This window comes from Ignisphaera sp. (assembly GCA_038735125.1).
GTDB lineage: Archaea > Thermoproteota > Thermoprotei_A > Sulfolobales > Ignisphaeraceae > Ignisphaera.
The window spans coordinates 17,396-38,258 of sequence record JAVYNU010000009.1 but is presented as its reverse complement, the minus strand read 5'-3'; the positions used below and the strand labels follow the sequence as shown (position 1 = coordinate 38,258).

Sequence of the window (20,863 nt, the reverse complement as noted above, 5' to 3'; positions counted from 1 at the left end):
TTGTCTAGAGGTGAATAAAAGTGTTGTTAGTTCTAACACATGATGTTGATTGGAGTAGAAAAGGTCCTACAATAGAACATGTACTAGCACGTTTGAACAGATTCTCTATTGAGGATAGATATAAATTTTTTACTTTGAGGGAAAATATATATGATGGGATAACAGCTATAATGGATTATGAGCAGCGCCAAGGAATTAAATCAACATTTTTCTTTAGAACTGTCTACGACGATTATACAACTGCTGAGCTTTATAGTGATGTCATATCCGAATTGAGGAGAAATAGCTGGGAAGTTGGTCTGCATTCAAACAGCGGAGAAAACCTTGAAAAAATCAGGCAAGAAAAGACTTTGCTGGAGAAGATATATTCCCAAGAAGTTAAGAGCTTGAGGGTTCACTATCTTAAAATAGATGCCAGTTTAATACAGAGGTTAAGTGCAATAGGTATAAAATATGATAGTAGTATATGTAAATCGAAAATAGGGCCATCACTTGATAGCTCAGGGTGTTATATACTTGGTGATGTGGTGGAATTGCCCATAACAATGATGGATACATATATGTTTACATACTGGGGGGTCAAACCAGATGAAGCATATCAAAGGATTATAGAAACTCTAGAAAACTTCAACAGGCAAGGTATTGAGATAGTCACTTTGCTTTGGCATACAAACAGCGTTAGAATGTATGGCGGTAAAGAATACTTGAGATTAGTTGAAGAAATTTGGAGAATTGAATGGCTAACCCCTGTAAGGGTAATTGATATACCAACCTTACTATGCAGAAAGAAAAGCTGATATGATTGAGGAGTATCTTTATCAGACTAGGTGTTCCACATCATCTCTTCAGTGTGCCACAGGCTCATCACAGATATTTATAAAAGTTACTGCCATGCTTAATTAAATACTATTGAAATCTTTAAAGGTGATGCAAACGAACATCTATAACCCTTTAATCATGGTGCTTCTGATGATAATAGGGTTTATATTGTCTAGATGGGGATCTAAATTCGGTAATATGCTTATCGATGCTTTCAATAATTATCTTTTCTATATCGCTGTCCCAATTACCTTAATAATCAAAATTGGGTTTACTCAAATTGGCTATGAATTTACTACACTAATATTTATATCATTACTTCACATAATTCTGATCTTGATAATCTCTTTCCTATTGCTTAGATCCATTACAACACCTGTTACGGCATTCTCAGCCTCTCTATCACTTTCAATGCCAAATTCAGGTTACTTAGCAATACCACTGGCCTTAATACTGTGGAGTAATAGTACATATGTTTTGCCATATATGATTGCCTTCAACATTGTGTTACCGTTTTTGACCATGTTCTTGGCATACATCGCCGTAAGGAAAGCTCATGAAAAAGCTATTCATTTCAAGTCCCTACCTGTGCTTGCTGCATTTACTGTCGCACTAATAATAAGGATGCTGTATGGTGTTAAATATGAGGGGGATGTTACTGCAGTAAATTACATAGATTATTTAGTTTCGTACTCATTCTATTTGTCGTTTATTGTTATTGGAGGTTCAATAGGAAAGTTAAGCATAAAAACGTTGAAGAATGATGCTAAAATTGTTGTAACATCATGTATAATTAAATACATATTATCACCCTTATTAATGTTATTTATATCCTTTCTGCTATTGCGTGGTTTCGACTTCAGTAGCAATCTATACATTCATGGACTTATTCTCCAAAGTATTATGCCACCTGCTGTAACAAATATAGTTTTGGGTAAGGTGTTTCACTTAGATGAGGATTTGATAACATTGCTTTTAATATTATTAACACCTATTTCAATAGTTTTGGCATTAACACTATGGAGTTTAGTGTTGTGATACTACATCAACTTAACTGTAATTTAACCAGGGCTCAACATACATGCTATATGCCAGTCTTTCCTGGTTTCATATAAATCTTTGCATACATATCAATATAATCGTCTTTGGGTATAATATTATCCAGTTGAAAAAGCCCTGTGATCATATATGGCTCCATATATCCTACAAAATCTTTGTACGCAATTGAGAAATCCTTTATTTTGACACTACAATCTCTTCTATTTACTCTAATAATTGTCTCCACATAAGTGTATCCAGCCCTAATATATCTCTTCTCAGCATTTCTATATAATGAGCTATAGAGGCTCTGACTAACTTTTATTCCCAATTCCGTGGATATTCCTTGTAGTGTTGCGATCATACTTCTTACAAATTTCTCTTCTTCATCGATAACCCTAATAAATCTCCTTATAGCATATGGCTGTTGCTTAAAAAACCTATATATATTATTGACCAAAATCTGTATCTTTTCTCCAGCGCTATTCTTTTCATGACCTATTATCGCAGTTTCTTCGCATAAATGTATTTTTCTATACTTTATGCCAAATCTTGACAGAAACCCTAAGTCCAAATCTCTAAAGTATTTTTTAAACAAATCATAGTCCATGTTTCTTGTTATTAATAGAAAATAAGTAAATTCATTATATAGAGGTAGAAGTGCCAGAAACGAAGTGTACAAGCCTCTCAATATTCTGATTATGTGAAGAGGGTTACTGGTTAAGGTATTATAATCCACGTTAAAAATACTAGAAGTAATTGCCGGAGGTCTTGCAATAACAGAATTCTTATAGATTTCAGCTAGTATAACCATCAATGCTTCAATCTCTCTAATAGCTCTTGGTTCTCCAAAAAATAGTGAGACTTTTTGTAATACCATGTCATATGGTATCCCACTTGCAATATCCTTTACGATTTCGGAACATCTGATACACTTTATACCAAAAAATTCTTCGAAAATTTTTTGAATATCCCTCCAATGACCTATAGTATTTTTACCTATAATACCTGCAACAATCTTTTTCGTATTTATATCGGAATAAGTCATTGAGAGTTTATTATATAACCCAACAATCCTTTCACAATATCCTAGAGCTCTCCCAATATCCCTCTTAAAAAACTGTTTCCATTTCTCATAGCTTGCTACAGGTGGTATGAGCATAACCCATCACTTTTCGTAAATAGAAAACTCCGTATCATAGCAAGCATTATTTTGTCATCAGAAGCGACCATGAGATAATGTTCTTGCTGCAACTATTAGGGGGTGCCAGACAGGGGCAACCGCAGGATGATAACCTATATCTGCAAAGAATAGATCTTCTATAGTCATTCCTTTTTCAATAGCTATTGCAACAGCATTGATATACTCAGCAACTGATTCCTCCCACCCAATTATCTGCGCTCCAAGTATTCTTCCAGTAGACACGTCTATAACCATCTTTATGTATGCATATGTGCCTTTTGGATAATAATGAGCTTTGGTTCTAACTCTTATCAACTTACTTTCTATTTTGAATCCATGCTCCCTTGCCTCTTCTTCATTTAGCCCTGTTCTAGCGATGTACATATCAAAGAACTTTGTTATAGCTGTTCCGACAACACCAGGAAATCTTAAAATCCTTCCAAGAGCTGCATTTGCACCTGCTACTTGCCCTTCTTTATTGGCTGATGGTGCTAGTGGTATCCAAACCTTCTTACCTGTTATCGCATGTCTTTTCTCAGCCACATCGCCAGCCGCATACACACCTTCAATGTTTGTCTCCATGTATTCATTTACTTCTATAGCTCCAGTAACCCCTATTTTAATACCACTTTTTACAGCCAGTTCTGTATTTGGTTTAACACCCGTTGCTAAAATAACTAGGTCAGTTTTGTAAATGTTTTTACTGGTTGCAACAGCCTCTGCAAATTCCTTCCCAATAATTTCTTTTAGTGGCTCAGAAAGATGTATTTCGAGACCCCTTGACATAACCTCTTTTGCAACAATGTCAGCCACATCCCTATCTAGAGATTTTGGAAGCAACTGATCTTCTTTCTCAATGAGCATTGTCTTCTTGCCTAGAGAAAGAGCGGCCTCAGCTATTTCTAACCCTAGATAGCTTCCACCAACAATTACTATATTATTTGCTTTTCTAATTGCATTAGACAGCTCATCTGCTTGTACTGGGTGTCTAATCGTATAAACATTTTTTAGATCAATACCATTAACCCTCGGCTTTATAGGTGTGGCACCAGTTGCAATGATCAACTTATCCCATTCAATTGTGAATTCTTTGCCATCCCTCTTTACGGCAACAACCTTTTTATCTACATCAATACTCTTTGCAACAGTATTTGTTAAAACCTTTATGCCTCTATCGCGCTCAAAATCCTCTGGAGTATATGTTACAAGCATTTTCTTGTCTTTGACTATTCCCTCAACATAGTAAGGAATAGCGCATGGTCCATGTGTAATCATATCAGTTGCCTCGATGAGTATGACTTTGGCTGAGGGATCAAGCTTCTTGGCTCTTGAAGCAGCTGATGCTCCTGCAGCACCGCCTCCTATTATTACGACATTTTTTGACATCCCAGTCACGAATATATATACAACTTTATTTAGAAATAAAAGCTGTTGTATAATGAAAGACTAGGTCTTTAGCTCTATCCTTTTACCAGTATACTCCACTTCTATGTCAGGTTTTGATTCCTCAATACCAATTCCCCTACCTTTATCTACCAACACGATTTTAAGCTTCATAGATCCTATGCTCATTGCTCCCTTCTTCTCGTCTATAATTATCTTATTCTCTTTCTCAATCCATTTGATAGGTATGATTGCATAGAATCCTTTTTCATAGTCATATGTTTCGCCATCGTCTATATAGATCATAAATTCGCTATTTTCACCTCTATATATTCTCAACTCTATTTCACTTCCATAGTTATCTGCTTTTTCAATAGTTATAGGTGCTAGGGGTAGTATGGCACCACCTCTAACATGTAATGGTATTCTATCTAGAGGTGATTCAACTCTTATCCATCTACCTCCCAATATCCTATCGCCAGTCCAAAAGTCATACCATATGCCATGTGGTAAATAAACATCTCTCTCAAATGTTGAAGGTAATGTGATAGGCGATACCATTATAAATGGCCCAAACATATATTGGTCATCGATTATGGCTGCTGTTTTATCAGTTCTAAAGTCCATGACAAGAGGTCTCATAATAGTATAATCATTTTCGTATACCATCCAAGCCAATGTGTATATGTACGGTAAAAGCCTATACCTAAGCCTAATGAACTTGACCAATATTTCCTCAGCTTCTTTCCCAAATCTCCAAGGCTCCTTTGGATAATACGTTCCATGAACCCTGAATATAGGGCAGAAAACACCCCATTGGAACCACCTGATAAACAATTCTCTATATCCATCAGTTTCCGGGTTTCCGCTGAAAAACCCTCCAATATCTGTTGTCCAGTATGGTAGCCCAGATAAGCTATAGTTTAGACCTGCCCATATTTGTGCCCTAAAAGTTGTCCAATCACCCGTTATATCACCACTCCAATTAACAACGCCATATCTCTGAATACCTGCAAAACCTGATCTTGTTAATATAAGAACCCTTTTATTTGAAATTGATCTCTGTCCTTTATAAACAGCTTCTGATTCAAACAATGGGTAAACATTCAATAATTTTATCATCTTTTTGCCATTACCTATATCAAGGGTTTTCTGCCAAGTAGAATATACCAAACCAGCCCCTACCTCTGGCTCTGAGGCGTCTAACCACCAACCATCTACGCCTATGTTATAGAAAGCTTCATTTATCTTCCTCCAGAACCATTCTCTGCACTCTTCCTTAAATACATTTAGAAGACCAAAGCCCTCGTGGCCACCTCCAACTATACATTCAATTTTCTCAGCCTCTCTATAGATATGTGTTTTCTTTTCAAATATAGGCCAAATCGATATAGCTAATCTAATACCAAGCTTATGTATATCTTCAACCATTTTCTTTGGATCTGGATAGTACTTTTCATCAAATTTGAATGCATTCCAACCATAATCCCCCCAGTATCTCCAATCCTGAACAATTATGTCAATAGGTATTCTTCTCTCTCTAAACATTTTTGCAACAGAAACAATCTCTTCTTGTGAAGCGTATCTCTCTTTAGATTGCCAATAACCAAAAGCATATCTTGGCAGCATTACAGCCTTTCCAGTTAACCACCTATACCCCGCTATAACTCTATCAAGCTCAGGTCCATAGATAACATAGTAGCTAAGATAGTCACTAGCCTCAAACCAGACCTTAAGAATATCCCCTCTAGACTCTACAACAGCCATTGAGTATGCGTCCCATAGAATGCCATAGCCCGAGCTAGAAACCATAAACGGAACAGCAATATCAGTATTTCTCTGTACTAGGTAAACAGTTCTATTCCTATAATCAAATGCATTATGAGCAGAATAACCAGCATGCTGGCCAAGACCTAGAAGCAGTGAGTCTGGCTCTATTTTAAATACCTGCTCAAAAGTATGAAAATCCTCGCCATAAAGTCTTTGCTTAATAGCTTTCCTGTTGATTTCCTCAATTGAGAGATCCTTGAATCTGAAATCTATTTTGTTTTTACTTATATCAACGTAGACGCTAATCTCACTTGATGAAATAGCAACTATATCGCCAGATCTATATACATTGATGTCAACATGTTTAGGCTTTGCAATAACAACTATGCTATTGTCTTTATATTGAGACGTTGGTGGAACATGCACAACATGCACAATGTTGCTGTCAAAGAATTCTATTATGACTTTGCCAACACCAAAAGGTATTTCAATACCGTGTGATTCATCCATGGATTTGCTACCATAGATTCAATGGTTCCTGTCTAATTTTAATTTTATGAGTTAATCGCATTTACATGTACACATATTAATTATTTCTACAAAAGTGTCTAACCCCTTTCCAGATAGCTCTCTTAATAACTTGGTTATGTTCTCCAATGGAAATACATATAGAGAACCATTTATCTTTATTCCATCCATTAGTTCTACCAATCCCTTGGACTTATACCTCTTCCCTTTTATAGTGACTACAGTTCCATTCATCACTTTATAAATTCTTATCCTGACATTTCTTGGTGCATCCTGAGATATTTTTAGCAATACATATCCGGATAACTTCAATGCTTTTCAACCTCTTCTAAACATAGATCATCCCTACACCGCGCACTAGCCTTAGTTAGAACATCGGCTGCTGATTTGCTTCTCTCAATCATTTTAATTATTCCCTTAAGCACATTTTCTCGAACCATCAACAATGACTTTACACATTCGACTAGATCAGGATTTCCATTATCTTTCATCTTCTTCAATAACTTCTCTATACATTCGTCTATATGGATGAGTGCTGTAGTAGAGTGCTTTAATGCACACCAAATGCTTTCCCATGATGATCTAATCTCTGTGCTACCACCTTTTATACTCTCAAGCTTCTCTATCAGGAATAGCACTTGGCCGACAACCTTTCTCTGCTCCCTGAAAGAATCAACAAGGTCAGCAAAAATTGGTGCTCCAACATAAGAATCTGATTCTAGTAGATGTTGCTCAACGTGATTAAGGTGACCAATAGCGTAAATAAACTCTTGTATTAAAGCCTCCTCCCAAACTGCTGACCTCCTCACTTCACCTTCATCTCCAACTAGCTGTTTAGTCGATTCTATTTGAGCTTGTGATATATAAACCACCTATTTTATGCAAATCTTTGCATAAAAATGCTTAATTTGGTTAATAAATTTTATTTATATTCTGAACAAATCTTATCATAAACAATGCCAAGCTAATTCGTATGGAAATTCTTTCAAAATCTTCTCAGTTACTGCCTAATGTAACTATACATTCCATCTACAACTATATCATAGTTGGTCTCTCTCAAGCCCTCTTAAATATGATGACACTTATTTTGTTACCAGCTACATGTAGCAGCAATCATTGAGCTCCTAACTTGGTATTAGCAATTATTCCATTTAATGCATTTTATTTAAATATATCAACAAAATACATCAAAAACTTTAAGATGATTAAGGATTAATGCCTCAAAGTAATTCAAGGTTTAACAAAGTTTAAGAATATATTTCTTAGCATCATCCCTTAACTTTTTGACGTGAATACCATGCAGTAGTACAGGAAAATGATGATGTCTTAAACATTGCAGCAAAACCTTTATCTGATTTTCACAATGAAAATAATAACCAGTTAAATCTAGTACAATTTGAGGTGGGGTTTAGTTGGATATAAATGCTATTTTGAACGCAAGAGAAGGTATTGAAAAAATTATGGGAGATGTGCTGAGGGTTCTGAGGCTATACAGAAGGCTATGGTTAACTGAGATCCATATGGAGATAGAGGGCATGAATTCAACACTAAAAGAGGAGGTGCCTAGCTATGATGATGTAAGTAAGGCTGTTAAAGAGTTGAGTAACTTGGGATATGTGCAAGTAGAGAGAGGGATTAGAGGTTCTTTGCAGCATGCACATGGAATTGAAGATTATCTTATAACGATGATCGATGATCCAAAAATAATTAATGCCTTGACTAATGACAAAAAGCTTTCTGAATATATAAGAATAAGGTATAGCTTTATGGAAATATAGGATATACCATTTAAAGGTTTTAGCTGAAATGCGCCCAAAGCATGCTATGATTTTATTAAATCTTTTACTATGTTTTTCACAGCAATTTCAATGTCGCTTACTGATGCTTCTGCCATGCCTGTAACATGGTCACCTTTCCCACCTGCTCTAAATGGAATTTTTCTAGATAGTGCCTTGGCAATTTCCCTGGCATCGATGTATCTGCTCGATTCTTTGCCTATCGATATTTCAACAAATATCTTTTCATTTCTTGGCTGCAAAACTATGAGCAGTAACCTTGGTTCTTTCTCTATAGCTCTAATAATAACACCCTTTACAAGTTCTTCATCTTGAATCTCGGGCTTTAGTATATACAGTTTAAGATTTCCTACAAACTCGCCACCTCTAATAATTTGCTCAACTAGCATGTTCTCATACATTGTTCTATATGATTTGAGCGTGCTTTCCAAGGCTCTAACGTATTTAACTATGCCTTCAGCTCTTTTGTCAAGATCCTCAATGCTTGAACCTAATAAGGCACCAATTTTTTCAAGTTTGCCTTCAATTTGCTTAACATAATCCGATAATGCTGTTCCTGCCACGAATTCAAATCTTATTATTCCATCTGCTATTTTCTCAACATTTATTATCTTTATTACCCCTACCTCTTTAGTGTTCTTAACATGTGTACCAAAACACGCTTCAGCATCCCAGTCAGGTATCTCAACAATCCTGATTATTGGAGTCATTGGGACGCCTCCTTGATATAGAACAAAACCATAGGTCTTCTCAGCTTCATTTCTATCCATGTATCTTATGTTAACATCCAATCCACTATCAACAAGACTGTTAGCAAGATTTTCTATTTTTTCTATCTCTTCCTTTGAAGGTATTTTGTAGTGTGTTACATCAAGTCTAGCTTTATGCTCTGTCTTCTCAGCACCTGCTTGCCATACGTGATCCCCTAGAACCTTTCTCAAGGCCCCAAGGATTATGTGAGTTGCTGTATGGTGTCTCATTCTCCTATATCTTATCCCCCAATCAATTTCTCCCCTAACCTCCATATCCTTTTCCAAGCCTTTGACACTTTCAAGAACGTGCACAACAACATCTCCAACCTTCTTAGTGTCGATAACTCTGTAAACATTTTCAGATGTTTTTATGTATCCTGAATCCCCTAGCTGGCCACCACCCTCAGGATAGAATGCTGTAGCATCTAATACCACATAATTTTTATATACATCTATGACTCTGGCCTTAAACGCCCTCTTGTATGGTTCTTCATGGAAAATCTTTTTAGTTGGCGGTAATTTCTTAGCCCATTCTATAACATCCTTTGGAAGTTTTACCTCCTCTAGTTCTCGAACAGCTTTTGGTCTGCTGTGTCGTGATGCCACAAGGGAATAGAAATTGGTTGGAATCTCGATTTTTAAACCACGTTTTTTCTCTATTTCTTGTGATACAATATCTGGAGGAATCCCATGAGAATCATAAAGCTCTATAAGATCTTCTGCTGAAAGATGTTTCCTTAGATATTTTTCTATTACTGTAGAAGCTTTTGATATTATTTCTTTGAACTTTTCTTCCTCTATAAGAATGATTTCAAGGATTCTATCTTTGTACTTTATCATTTGCGGGTATATATCGCCCCAGAAGTTGAGTTGTTTTGCAACAAGCTCGGCAAGAGGTGTTTCTGACCCTAGTTTACTTAGTCTTCTCAGAGTTCTTCTAATGACTAGTCTAGCAAGATAGCCCTCGCCACTATTGGAAGGTACAATACCATCTGCTAACATCAATGCTATAGTCTTTGTATGGTCTAAAACAGCATAGACGTCAAACACGTTTCTTAGCTGATCTTGTATCTCCTTTTCGCCTATGCCTAAATCTCTTGAGATTATTCTCACTAAATTAGCTAGCTCCTCTGTTTTTGTTAGGTCGAAACGTCCAGTTTTTCTAGCTAGAGAATACAGAATCTCTTTATCCGGTTCTAAAACATTTAGTGCCTTGTGAAACTCTCTAACAAGATCTCCATATATTGCATGAAAAGCTGTAGGTGTTTTTTGAGAAAACCAAGCTATCCTTTCTATGCCGTATCCCGTATCCACTATCTTTAGTGGCAACTCTATATAGTTATCGCCATCAACTTTATACATCATAAAGACTAGTGTGGCAAGCTCCAAACCACCGGCAGCAACTTCGAAGCTTGGTCCAGCGTTTCCTCCTCCCTCCCACCATGACTCTTTAAACGTTATCTCCTCTTCCGGCACTCCAAGCTCTTCTACAAAGAACTCTTTGGCTAATTCAACTGTTTCGTCCACCCAGTACACAGTTTTATCTGGATAGTTAAATGCGTGATGGCCTCCCATCGTAAAGTTCGTTAGATGTCTCCCTAGGGTATATCCAACAGAATCTATATCCTCTAGCCTTATACAAGGCTGTGCAATTACAAGCGGGTTAGCTGGTGGCGGAACTAAACCTGACGTAACATGGGGTTGAAATACAACAATACTCGCAATAGTTAGGTAGAGATCCTCTCTCCATCTTGCAACAACAGGTCTCGGTTCTATGATTTCGTGTCCTCTCCTCTTGAAAAATTCTAGAAATGCGTTTCTGGCTTCTCTATACCCCAAAGACCTTTTTGTTGTTATGTCAAAAAATGTGTAATCAGTGCATGGTGCATCTCCACAGTTATCCCTATCCATTATACTCCAAAAATATGCCTTACAGTAACGGCATTGAGCTCTTTTGTATCCTTTATTTTTAAACATTTGAGTTACATAAAAACTTGGATCTATTGCTCTCTGCATAAGCAGCTCCATCAATTAATTGCATAATGTTAACATCAATAAAATGCTATATTTTCAGTTAGGTCTATTGCTACACTATACTGCAGTGGATCAGCCAAAGAGTGCTGATAAGCCTTCTGCCAGCTGCTCTTCTGAAACACCCTCCTTCTTCTCCTCCTCTTTCTTCTCCTCAGCCTTAGGAGCCTGCTGAGCCACTGTCTGCTGGCCAGTTACAGCTCCAGCAGGCATTGCTGTAGGTGCTATAGGCATGGCAAAGGAGGATTTTAGAACGTCATCTATGTTTATCTCCTTTACAGCTGCTACAAGAGCTTTTACCCTTACATCGTCTATTGCTATTCCTGCCGCTTCTAGGACTCTTTTTATATTGTCCTCCGAAATGTCTTTTTTTGCTGCATGGAGTAGGAGTACAGCATATATATACTCCATTTTATGCACCCCATAGCTACGCTTTGACTTATACAGAGAGCCACTCTTATAAATTTAAATAATCTTTAGACTAAATAAATGCCTCAAAATTGTTTTGGCATCACCTCAGCCTCGATACCCAACTGTGTTCTGACTATTGATGCGAATTTCTCAGCATAAATGCTTCTTGAGCCATCTACTATTAGTAGTTCTGGTCTTGATTCATCAACATAGTAGAGAATGTCATTGAAGTCTCCATGACCACTTATTCCAACAATCCATATATTACCCGAGTTCAACTTATAGATTGTTTTCACAAATCTTCCTGTTAGAATTATGTGAGAATTTACACTATTTCTATAGTTTTTTGAAGATGAAATGTGGTTCACTTCTATGAACCATCCCATCTTCTTAATTTCGTCAGCTTCTCTCGACCCCGATGGAAAAACATCCTGAATTCTATATCCATACCTCTCCAAAACTTTGTGAACCTTCCAATGAGAATGTGATAAAAGAAATGGAGCATCGATTCCATATTCTCTAAGTCTTGTCATAACTTCTTGAGCTTTGCCGTAATATGCATATAGAGCTACCGATCCCTGACTCAATAGTTTTCTTATAAGCTCTATAAACTTTTGCCATATAACTTCCTCCCCTTCTCTAACATATGCTGGATCTCCATATGTTGCATCAATAACTAAAATGTCGGGCTCTTTAACAATAACCGTCCTTGTTCCAGGGTTCTTGAAATCACCTGTATAAGCAAGTATAGCACCATCTTTTTCAGCAACAACTTGAGCTGAACCTGGTATGTGATCTGCATAGAGAAGCCAAATTTTTGTATCATTAAAGGCTAGAGTTTGATTGTATTCTAGGGCCTTTTTCTTTAATTTGGGTATGGAATATCCTAAGATATCTAGGAGTTCAATAGTTATTGGAGTCCCAATAATGTATTTGCATAGCAACAAGCTCTTATTTAAATCTATTGTATGATCACTATGAATATGCGTTACAGCCCTTATTATACAACCGTTTGAGTGGCCATCAACACATATTCTGCTAAAAAAGGTGATAGCACCACTGACATCAATATTAACACTTTCCTGCATTGTTAGAAAAACCTGCCAAGTACTCCTAGCAAAAATGTGGATTTGAGAAGCCTATAAAACCTTATCTGCTTCTCCGTATTCGCCAGAGTTTTCATCACCTATGTCAATGTCGTTCCATGATACAGGAGGATTGCCATACCTAATAACAGGTTTATCTAATCTTGAAAGTAGTACAACCCTACTGGGAATGCTTTCAGAAACGACATTGTATCCCATTCTATTTGCAAGCATTGAAGCAACTTTTTTAACCTCACTATGCGTAGGCATATCACTACGAGAAAGTCTGGTTATGGACGCGCCTATATGCATATAAGCTTTGACCTCCACAAATGTTGGTTGTGCGATGGCCAAAAGTCTGGCCCATGCATCTATAGCCTTTTCATTCATATTAAAGCTCCTAACAACTGTTATCCTAATAACTGTAGGGGATGTGAAACTTGGTAAGAGCTCCAAAGTCTCCAGAGTTTTTCTCCAAAGGGCTTTAGATATTGGGGTATTAAAATAATTATAACTATCATAGTCATAAGCCTCTAGAGATATATAGAGCTGAGTTGGTTCTTCATCCAAATTTGCTAGCACATCTGGCCTAACACCTCTTGTTACAAGAAATGTTGTCAAGCCTTTCTTATGGAACTCCCTTATCAATTCCCCTAATCGAGGATATAGAGTTGGTTCACCCGTTAAGCTTATGGCTACATGCTTTGGATTAAGCGCCTCTTCAAACATTTTCTTATCGACATTAGGATACTTTCTATACCCACTTACAGTTCTTCTGTGTTCCTTTATAGCCATTTCAACCAGAAATCTGGGATCGTCTATCTGATCAGGAAAATTAAACCATATCTCATCCCACTGATCCCTAGATCTATAACGCCAACAATGAAGACAATAATTCCAGCACCATAGAACAGATGGCGAGAACTGTATACATCTATGTGATTCTATACCATAGAATTTAGCCTTATAGCAAAACATTCTCTCTGTAAGGGCTTTATGAACCCAATAACATTTTTTTACAGCGCTATGCGATCCTATTATATGATATTTCTGTTTTTTCAGAACTTCAAATGCTTTCATAAAAGGACTCAGTATACTGGATGAAATAGCCTCCATTTTTACATCACACAGAACAAGCATCAATAATGATTTCGCTTAATTAATTTATATTTTTAATTAATTTATACTATCAATATTGGTTAATGAGCTCTATATAATAACTATTTATAAGGTTTCGTGATTAGATAATATTTTAGGCATGCTGTAACGTCTACAGGTGCTATAATGGTCATAAAAGCATTTGTAATATATCATGGCGATTGTGATGGTGTTATCTCAGCAGGATTGTACATTAGACATTTCTTACTTGATTATGTTCCCAACAATATTATGTTAAAATATTCACAGCCATGGCGTTTACAAGAAGATTTAAATAGATGTTTAAAGAATTTGAGAAACGCAGATACTCTCGTATTACTCGATCTCGCAATAGGAACAAATATTGCCAACAAAATCAAAGAGATTGTTGGTAAAAACGAACATATTAACATAGTCATAATAGATCATCATTCATCGTCTATGATAGCATTGAAGGAGCTTCAAGAACTAGAGCCTAGAGTAAAGGTGCTTTGGAGTAAAGCTCAATCAACACCAGAGGTCTTAGCGCATACCATAATAAGAGATTTGAATGGATTCGAGGAAGTTCTTGTTAAGGTGGCAAACGTTTGCGAAGGTGGCTCTGCAAACGAGCCTTATATCCGCGAAATTGCTGATAAAATAAAACTTGTTTTAGCTGTTGAGCCAACTAATGAACATCTGATTAAAGGTGCTGTTGAGGCTATTATAAAGGGGGTTGAATTCTGGAATTCTAAAGAATTCAATGAAAAATATTCTAAAGCTAAATGGCTTTTACAAACCCTTTTAAAGAGAATAGAGGAAAAGATTGAACATGTATGTGATTGGAACATTGCTACATTTAGAGCTGCAGAATCCATTATATATGCAGGGCTATTTGGAGTGGCATCATCTGAATACATTAAAAAAACTAAGCAACCTATTGTAATAGTAAGAGAGGAGGAGGAAAAGATTGTGATAACGGTACGCTCATTAAATGAACAAGCATTAGAATTTTGCAAAAGCTTTGCATTGACACATGGAAACAATATGAGCATCATTTATGGTGGTCATAGAGAGGCTGCCTCCATGACCATAAAAACAGATAAATCTCTTGTTGAGGTTATAGCGATTGTTAAAAATTTTATTAAAGAGAAGTATTGTTGTTGTAAGCAGATATGACCATGTGCATAAGCATAGATCTTGAAACCCCTTGTCCAAATATAATCGCAAAACTGAACGAACTGAAAAACAAATATGTAATAATTATTGTTGGCGAAATGATTATAGAATATATTGGCAGAGCAACATCGTATGCTCAAATGGGTTCTCGGTTACTAATTACAAAACCAGACGGCAGTCTATTAGTACATGATGCGACAAAAGTTGAGCCACTTAATTGGCAACCACCAAAGTCCTATATACAGTATGAATGCAGAGACAATAGAATATTTGTTAAGTCTTCTAGAAAAAATCCCCAAGAAGAAGTACTTATAGAAATTAATAGAGCTTATCTAATAACAACATGTCAACTGACATCAGCAAAGCCTGTGATAATAGGAAAGGAAAGCGACATTGTTAGAATGATACTGTCAAATATTAGTATTATTAATTCAAATGCTAGGATCCTGGGCACAGATGTTGCAACAACATATGGTAAGATAGATGTTTTGCTTAAGAAAGAGGATGGGACGCTGATAGTTGTTGAGGTAAAGAACGAAAAGGCAGGGGTATCTGCAGTGCTTCAATTAAAGAGATATGTCGATTTTTACAAGGATAAAGGATTAAAGGTGGAGGGAGTTCTAGTAGCTCCTTCGATAACCACTGACGCATTTACTCTTCTTCATAAGGAGGGCATGCAATTTATAGATTTGAGAAAACTACTACAAGAATTCAATGTTGGATCCATAGAAAAACTGGATAAGTATATTAAAAGTGAGCGAGAACATTATAAGTAGATAGGTTGAAAATTATGGCGGTCGATGAACATCTGAACTTAGAAGGGGTTCCATTGGCATTTAAAGACAGCGTCAAGATAAAAGAGTTTAGAGAAGATAAAACAAATAAATGCATTGAGTTTCTACAGGAGTTAACACCTGATTTTCTTGATCAATATAATAATGTACATGGATCAGCACTTGCATTATTATCTATTTTGGCAGCCGAGAATGTTGCCAAGACACAGATTTTTGGAGATGAATATCTCGTAGCAATTTCCCATACTATAAACTTTGTTTCGCAACCAGAAGCCTTAGCAGACTTGGAAGTAAGATCATGTGTAATTGGGAAAGGGGGTAAGATTATACATGTACAAACTACTATAACATGCAATGACAAAGAGCTTGCAAACGCACTAACGGTATTTGTTGTAGAGGAAAGTGTATAGCAATGGAGCTTGTTTTAATTGGGTTTGAAAGCCTTGGTGTGAGATCCCAAGCAACATTTATTCAGATAAAAGATGCTAATATCTTTATAGATCCATCAGCAGCTCTTGCTCCAAGACGCTATGGCTTACCACCACATCGATTAGAGGCTAAAAAGCTGTTGGAGACTTTTGATAAGATACAGTATTATCTCAGAGACTCTGACTATATTATTATAACTCATTATCATTATGATCATCATGACCCTGGCAGATTCATTGATCCAACGTTATTCAGAGGGAAAACCATCCTAGTAAAAGATTTTGAGAGAAATATCAACTTTTCGCAAAGAATTAGGGCCCATAAGTTCATAAAATTGATTAAAGATTTTGCAAACAATATTAAAGTATGCGATAATAAAACAGTTGAAATTGACTCAAATAAAATCAGTTTCAGCAAACCCTTACCCCATGGATCAAATACTAAATTAGGATTCGTTATTTCTGTATGTATTAAAGATGAGTATGAAATACTATTCACATCAGATATAGAAGGTGGTTCTAGCCGAGAGCATTCCTTTCTATACAACTTTTGCAGACCATATATAGCCATCGTAGATGGGCCACCAACCTATTTAATGGGATATTCATTTTCAGAAGAAGAGTTGAATAATTCTTTAAACTTTCTCAAAACTTTCATTAGCAAGAACCTTGATACATTGAGACAAATTGTTCTTGACCACCACATATTTCGAGATGTCAATTACGTATCAGTTGTTCAAAATTTAAGAAAGTATAGTGCCCACGTCGAAATAAAGACAGCAGCAGAATTAATGGGTTTTGAGCCACAACCACTTGAAGCCTTCAGAAAAGGTTTATATACAGTAAGCAATGAAAGTGGTCTAGATATATTAAAAGAGACAATGAAATATGGTGATAACTTAGATGAGTAGCTCCATCAACATTATTGTTCTTAGTGATGCACATGGAAAACTCGATTCAATTGAAAAAATATTAAATAATGTTTCTAACAAAGTCGATCTAATTATATATTGTGGGGATATTGCCCCATATCGCCAACATTTTGACACAATTAAATACATAACCAAGCTTATAAATTATGCTGAAAAGTTTAACATTTCCAAAATTCTTGCAGTACCTGGCAATGTTGATAACCCAAAGCATTATTTTGAGGCCAGCATCAACAACGACATTTTTATGAATCTTCATGAGAATTTCTACATGTACAAAGAATATGTCTTTGTAGGTTTTGGAGGATCAAACATAACACCTTTCAATACTTTCTTTGAAAATACTGAAGATACTATAGAAAAGAAGCTCGCTGCTCTCCTAGAGAATATTAACAATAGAAACAAGATTATCTTAACAACTCATGCCCCACCATACAACTCTAAATGCGATGTAGCATACAGTGGACAGCACATTGGATCCACAGCTATCAGAAATATTATTGAGAGGTTTAAACCCATTCTTGTACTCTCTGGTCATGTACACGAATCAAGATGTATAGATAAAATAGGCAATACCACAATTATTAATCCTGGCCCGATGTCAAAGGGATACTATGCTATGGTTAAACTAGGAGATATAATTGAAGCTAATCTCAGTCAAGTTTATTAGCAACAACACTTTTAATGGTACTTGCTTTTTCAAGATCTAACTCCTCTATGCTTTCGATATATTCCTCTAACTTGTCTAATGGAACTACAACCACACTATCCTCTGTCACATCTAGCAAAACATCATCCAAAATATATACTGATTCTACAGCATCATCAAAGCTTTGCATATGCAATGCTATCACATTTGGTGTGGCATCTAATAGGATTTGTAGAATGCAAGCACAACAACTATTTAATGTGATTATGTCTATAGGCTTCTCGGGTTCTAGACCATCTGTACAGTAACTCAGACTTGAACATGTAGGGCACTGCATGTAGACATCTTGGCCTTTTCTAAATGCGTCTTTTACAATATCGCTCCATTTTGGCCTCAACTTAGTCACCCTCCTCTCTTTTCTGTATAATCATTCAATGACACCTTACCTAAAAGTTTGTCTATATTATTTTCGTTTATTGCGAAAAAGTGGGCTAAAATCTTAGATACTATCCTCCTCATATCATCAAGAAGCTTAGCTTTTTTAGCCCCTAGCAAACTTGCACACTGATCCCATGACAGTCCCTGCAATGTTTTTAATATAGTCAATTTCTCTTCTGCCGACTCTAACATTCTACAACTCTCATGAGATCTCCAATAATGCTTTATAATAATTGTTATGACATCGCAACAAGATTCGTATGTCATATATCCTTCCACATAACTTAGTAGTCTATCTAATTGAATTGGGGTTAAAGAAGGTTCTTTACAAACATTTATATCCGTTTTCTTAAATGCCTTTAGAAGTTGCCATGCCACATCAACTTCTAAATCCCTATATGTGTCATGCATGCTCTCAATTAGTTTTTCAACAAATTCTCCATATATTATTTCAACAATATGTTTCCATTTATCGTTTAATGGTTTCAAAATAAGAACTGTATATTCAGCACTAACGGGATTTCTATCAGGCGATATATGTAGGGGCACAAACCCATTTTTTATCCAGAAATGAAGTAGCTCACTTGTTGCCCCAAAGCCACTTCCAATCCAATCATAGCCTCTTTCACTAGCCTCCTTGGCAAGCTCGTTTAGGAGAAAAGAACCTATTCCCCTCCCTTGCACACTAGGATGTACAGCTATTCGCACAATTCTCCATCCCTTACCAGATCCTATCTCCCTAATCCTACCATGTTTCAACAATCTATCAGGTATTATATTCCCTGGTATCTTACCCCCTCTCAACAGAGAATCTATATATTCATCTGGTATGGGGCCTTCTTCAGCAAGTTGAGCTGCTGCAACTATTTTACCATTCTCAAGAGCTAGTGCTCTTATGCTATGATGTGGTGCATCAGCCATCATTGCTAGGTCGTCTGGCTCATTTCTATAATGGGCCAATACATATATGCCGAAAAGGCTCTTTAGGATTTTTTCGTTCTCCAATGTGAATAATGATTCTGGCTGTAGTTTTAGGTAAACAAATCTCTTTTCCTCGATTAGCTTCATGTCATCTTCTGTTAGTTCATCTGGTTCTGCATCGAGTAAAAGCACCCTAAACTGCCATTTCTCAACTGGGTCATTGTTTGAATATCTTATAGGCTCCTCCATCTCAAATAACATTAAATTTGTCTCTCTATCTTCTCTAATTCTCTTCAAGAACCTTATTGAAAAACCTCTACCAGCACCCTCATAGCCATGTATTGTTGTAGCAAAAATCGTTCTTCTAAATCTGCTCCATATTTTATGAAGAAGGGGGACAGGTATCCCAGCAGCTTCATCAACAACAGCTATATCAACATCTAGTTTCGGTATTACAGCTGGCTCCCAGTATTCAATACTAAATTTATCACCTCTTATTTCATATATCATACCATTTTTTTCAAACTTCTTATACCTCAAGCCTATAGTGTCGAGAGCTTTCATAGCTAATAGCATCAATGATTGGACATTGTTTAGAGAAGGTGCTGTAACAGCTATTCTTATTTTATTCTTAACCTCCAGCAATGCGTTGATGAGACCTGCCAACCCAATTCCAATTGCACATGACTTTCCCCTACCTCTATCAGCAATGTATATTGCTGTAATTCTCTTAAAAGGCTTTTTAGGAGGGTCAATGAAATTCTCTAAAATCTTAACAGCCTCTACTTGATCTTGCGTTAAAGCCAGTTTGTATAATTCTACTGGAAATCTGGACCCAACAGGTAGTTTTATCTCCTTCCTCCCAGAAGTATTTAGATTAATGTTATCCATTTTTATGATTCCATCAACGTCAATATCATATATAAATATACCAGGGCTATTCAAGGTTATGTCCTTAAACCATTTGACAAAAACTTTTCTAGGCTCTGGATGTTGTGGAACTGTTAGAGACATTTGAAACAAATTTTTTCTATTGTGCCAGTCATCCCATTTGGGAACTAGTAAAACGACTATGCCACCTCCCTCAACTATCCCAACAAGTCTTCCAATATCTAGTGGTCGTAAACTATTTGTAAGATCCATTATCAAGACTTGATACGTAGTTCCCAAATACTTATCAGAGTTTTCATATACTGCAAGCTCTAATTTTACATTAATCTTCTTTTTCTTGATATAACTTTTAACCAAGGAATTGAATACACTTTTTCTAAGGTTGGCATCATCAAATTCGTCATGATATACATAAAGCATTCTTGCATAATCTCTATAACTAAGAAAAACCCTTAGAAAATTTATTACAATATCTGATAACATTATTATCTGCTTTCTATGATCATCGCCAGCAAGTATAAGTAGCAATCTATACCTATTTTCAATAGCTTTGCGAAGCTCATTTAAGAAATGCTCTCTAAACTGTTTATAGTTCTTATTTCTGAGATGCCCTGCTATCTCATCTCTTTTAATCATCTTCACCACTGTTTAATCTTGAAGAGAACATCTTAAGAATCCGTACTCAAAATTCAAACTTGCCTAGTTTAAAAATATATGAAAGC

The 20,863-nt window shown here is 36.2% G+C and carries 19 protein-coding genes; 8 read left to right on the top strand and 11 right to left on the bottom strand.

What is annotated here, in order from left to right; all coding sequences use genetic code 11:
- Positions 1–20: 20 nt before the first annotated feature.
- Together QW284_08715 and QW284_08710 are read left to right on the top strand one after the other, a co-directional pair.
- Positions 21–797, top strand: a complete 777-nt coding sequence (locus tag QW284_08715; protein MEM0339747.1) for a hypothetical protein — start codon at positions 21–23, stop codon at positions 795–797.
- Between the two features lie 172 nt (positions 798–969).
- The gene (locus tag QW284_08710) at positions 970–1,857 is read left to right on the top strand and encodes a hypothetical protein (protein MEM0339746.1); all 888 of its coding nucleotides are present in this window, start codon (positions 970–972) and stop codon (positions 1,855–1,857) included.
- Between the two features lie 46 nt (positions 1,858–1,903).
- Here QW284_08710 and QW284_08705 read toward each other — a convergent pair whose 3' ends face one another.
- The 5 genes from QW284_08705 to QW284_08685 are packed head-to-tail and all read right to left on the bottom strand — an operon-like array spanning position 1,904 to position 7,530.
- Entirely contained in the window at positions 1,904–3,019 is a 1,116-nt protein-coding gene (locus QW284_08705) for a hypothetical protein (GenBank protein ID MEM0339745.1), read from the bottom strand.
- A gap of 57 nt (positions 3,020–3,076) precedes the next feature.
- A complete protein-coding gene (locus QW284_08700; GenBank protein MEM0339744.1) occupies positions 3,077–4,426 on the bottom strand; it encodes an FAD-dependent oxidoreductase in 1,350 nt (449 codons plus the stop codon).
- A 60-nt stretch (positions 4,427–4,486) separates the two neighbouring features.
- Entirely contained in the window at positions 4,487–6,703 is a 2,217-nt protein-coding gene (locus tag QW284_08695) for a glycoside hydrolase family 31 protein (protein MEM0339743.1), read from the bottom strand.
- Between the two features lie 51 nt (positions 6,704–6,754).
- Positions 6,755–7,033 carry a hypothetical protein gene (locus tag QW284_08690; protein ID MEM0339742.1) on the bottom strand — a complete coding sequence of 93 codons (279 nt, stop codon included), beginning with the start codon at positions 7,031–7,033 and terminating at the stop codon, positions 6,755–6,757.
- Positions 7,030–7,530, bottom strand: coding sequence for a hypothetical protein (locus QW284_08685; protein MEM0339741.1), 501 nt, complete (start codon positions 7,528–7,530; stop codon positions 7,030–7,032). The genes QW284_08690 and QW284_08685 overlap by 4 nt, the downstream gene beginning before the upstream one ends.
- A 603-nt stretch (positions 7,531–8,133) precedes the next feature.
- Between QW284_08685 and QW284_08680 the strand changes: the two genes are divergently transcribed.
- Positions 8,134–8,499, top strand: a complete 366-nt coding sequence (locus QW284_08680) for a hypothetical protein (protein MEM0339740.1) — start codon at positions 8,134–8,136, stop codon at positions 8,497–8,499.
- Positions 8,500–8,543: 44 nt separating this feature from the next.
- Here QW284_08680 and alaS read toward each other — a convergent pair whose 3' ends face one another.
- The 4 genes from alaS to twy1 all read right to left on the bottom strand — a co-directional run bounded on the left by alaS (position 8,544) and on the right by twy1 (position 13,912).
- The gene (gene alaS, locus QW284_08675; GenBank protein MEM0339739.1) at positions 8,544–11,285 is read right to left on the bottom strand and encodes an alanine--tRNA ligase; all 2,742 of its coding nucleotides are present in this window, start codon (positions 11,283–11,285) and stop codon (positions 8,544–8,546) included.
- A gap of 90 nt (positions 11,286–11,375) precedes the next feature.
- Complete coding sequence (gene rpl12p, locus QW284_08670; protein MEM0339738.1) at positions 11,376–11,711, bottom strand: 50S ribosomal protein P1; 336 nt, start codon at positions 11,709–11,711, stop codon at positions 11,376–11,378.
- A gap of 83 nt (positions 11,712–11,794) precedes the next feature.
- On the bottom strand, positions 11,795–12,799 hold the full coding sequence (locus tag QW284_08665; GenBank protein ID MEM0339737.1) for an MBL fold metallo-hydrolase: 1,005 nt from the start codon (positions 12,797–12,799) through the stop codon (positions 11,795–11,797).
- Positions 12,800–12,850: 51 nt separating this feature from the next.
- Positions 12,851–13,912: a 4-demethylwyosine synthase TYW1 gene (gene twy1, locus QW284_08660; protein ID MEM0339736.1), complete on the bottom strand. Its 1,062-nt coding sequence runs from the start codon at positions 13,910–13,912 to the stop codon at positions 12,851–12,853.
- Positions 13,913–14,080: 168 nt separating this feature from the next.
- Between twy1 and QW284_08655 the strand changes: the two genes are divergently transcribed.
- The 5 genes from QW284_08655 to QW284_08635 are packed head-to-tail and all read left to right on the top strand — an operon-like array spanning position 14,081 to position 17,912.
- Entirely contained in the window at positions 14,081–15,091 is a 1,011-nt protein-coding gene (locus tag QW284_08655) for a DHH family phosphoesterase (protein ID MEM0339735.1), read from the top strand.
- A complete protein-coding gene (gene nucS, locus QW284_08650; GenBank protein MEM0339734.1) occupies positions 15,088–15,867 on the top strand; it encodes an endonuclease NucS in 780 nt (259 codons plus the stop codon). Before QW284_08655 ends, nucS begins: the two co-directional genes overlap by 4 nt.
- A 14-nt stretch (positions 15,868–15,881) precedes the next feature.
- A complete protein-coding gene (locus QW284_08645) occupies positions 15,882–16,295 on the top strand; it encodes a hotdog fold domain-containing protein (protein ID MEM0339733.1) in 414 nt (137 codons plus the stop codon).
- A 2-nt stretch (positions 16,296–16,297) separates the two neighbouring features.
- Positions 16,298–17,224 carry a hypothetical protein gene (locus QW284_08640; protein MEM0339732.1) on the top strand — a complete coding sequence of 309 codons (927 nt, stop codon included), beginning with the start codon at positions 16,298–16,300 and terminating at the stop codon, positions 17,222–17,224.
- Complete coding sequence (locus QW284_08635; GenBank protein MEM0339731.1) at positions 17,217–17,912, top strand: metallophosphoesterase; 696 nt, start codon at positions 17,217–17,219, stop codon at positions 17,910–17,912. Before QW284_08640 ends, QW284_08635 begins: the two co-directional genes overlap by 8 nt.
- On the opposite strand, the gene QW284_08630 is transcribed toward QW284_08635, so the two are convergent.
- Complete coding sequence (locus QW284_08630; protein ID MEM0339730.1) at positions 17,896–18,288, bottom strand: hypothetical protein; 393 nt, start codon at positions 18,286–18,288, stop codon at positions 17,896–17,898. The two genes, QW284_08635 and QW284_08630, sit on opposite strands and share 17 nt — an antisense overlap.
- A gap of 5 nt (positions 18,289–18,293) precedes the next feature.
- On the bottom strand, positions 18,294–20,777 hold the full coding sequence (locus tag QW284_08625; GenBank protein MEM0339729.1) for a tRNA(Met) cytidine acetyltransferase TmcA: 2,484 nt from the start codon (positions 20,775–20,777) through the stop codon (positions 18,294–18,296).
- Positions 20,778–20,863: the final 86 nt, after the last annotated feature.

Bases quoted from the DNA above. Each gene is read 5' to 3' on its own strand.
- QW284_08705 (MEM0339745.1), bottom strand. From the start codon at position 3,019: ATGCTCATACCACCTGTAGCAAGCTATGAGAAATGGAAACAGTTTTTT.
- QW284_08710 (MEM0339746.1), top strand. From the start codon at position 970: ATGATAATAGGGTTTATATTGTCTAGATGGGGATCTAAATTCGGTAAT.
- QW284_08700 (MEM0339744.1), bottom strand. From the start codon at position 4,426: ATGTCAAAAAATGTCGTAATAATAGGAGGCGGTGCTGCAGGAGCATCA.
- QW284_08665 (MEM0339737.1), bottom strand. From the start codon at position 12,799: ATGCAGGAAAGTGTTAATATTGATGTCAGTGGTGCTATCACCTTTTTT.
- QW284_08635 (MEM0339731.1), top strand. From the start codon at position 17,217: ATGAGTAGCTCCATCAACATTATTGTTCTTAGTGATGCACATGGAAAA.
- QW284_08645 (MEM0339733.1), top strand. From the start codon at position 15,882: ATGGCGGTCGATGAACATCTGAACTTAGAAGGGGTTCCATTGGCATTT.
- alaS (MEM0339739.1), bottom strand. From the start codon at position 11,285: ATGCAGAGAGCAATAGATCCAAGTTTTTATGTAACTCAAATGTTTAAA.
- QW284_08655 (MEM0339735.1), top strand. From the start codon at position 14,081: ATGGTCATAAAAGCATTTGTAATATATCATGGCGATTGTGATGGTGTT.
- QW284_08640 (MEM0339732.1), top strand. From the start codon at position 16,298: ATGGAGCTTGTTTTAATTGGGTTTGAAAGCCTTGGTGTGAGATCCCAA.
- QW284_08695 (MEM0339743.1), bottom strand. From the start codon at position 6,703: ATGGATGAATCACACGGTATTGAAATACCTTTTGGTGTTGGCAAAGTC.
- QW284_08625 (MEM0339729.1), bottom strand. From the start codon at position 20,777: ATGATTAAAAGAGATGAGATAGCAGGGCATCTCAGAAATAAGAACTAT.
- twy1 (MEM0339736.1), bottom strand. From the start codon at position 13,912: ATGGAGGCTATTTCATCCAGTATACTGAGTCCTTTTATGAAAGCATTT.
- rpl12p (MEM0339738.1), bottom strand. From the start codon at position 11,711: ATGGAGTATATATATGCTGTACTCCTACTCCATGCAGCAAAAAAAGAC.
- nucS (MEM0339734.1), top strand. From the start codon at position 15,088: ATGACCATGTGCATAAGCATAGATCTTGAAACCCCTTGTCCAAATATA.